The following is a 478-nucleotide window of genomic DNA, read 5'->3' as shown; positions in this document are numbered from 1 at the left end:
ACTATGCAGAGAGTGAGTTTAACAAGGTACGCAGTTTTGCCTTTCCAAATGCCTACTTTGAGAAGGATAACAAGGTCTCTGCGCGTGGTTCCAAAGGCGACTTTATCTTCCGTGAGAGTGATGAAAATGGAGTCGAAATCATTTCCATCATGTTTGAGATGAAAAACGAAGCGGATGGAACAGAGAAGAAGCACAAGAACGCGGATTTTTACAAGGAATTAGACAAGGACCGTCGGGAGAAGAACTGTGAATATGCCGTGTTGGTGACCATGCTTGAGGCCGATAACGACTACTTTAACACAGGGATTGTTGACGTCAGTCACGAGTATGAAAAGATGTATGTGGTCCGTCCTCAGTTCTTTATCCAGTTAATTGGGCTCTTGAGAAATGCGGCGCTTAATTCTCTAAAATACAAGCAGGAGTTGGCCTTGGTTCGCGAACAAAATATTGACATTACGCATTTTGAAGAAGACTTGGA

Annotated in this window: 1 protein-coding gene; it reads left to right on the top strand. The window is 43.3% G+C overall.

All coding sequences use genetic code 11. The annotated features are described in order from the left end of the window. Positions 1-478, top strand: a 478-nt coding sequence (locus AABE10_RS36290) for a DUF2130 domain-containing protein (RefSeq protein ID WP_342937849.1), incomplete at both ends; no start/stop codon positions are given.

This window comes from Paraburkholderia diazotrophica (assembly GCF_038900755.1).
Classification (GTDB): Bacteria; Pseudomonadota; Gammaproteobacteria; order Burkholderiales; family Burkholderiaceae; genus Paraburkholderia; species Paraburkholderia diazotrophica_A.
Note: the sequence above shows the minus strand (reverse complement) of the source record. Positions and strands in the feature narration are given on the sequence as shown.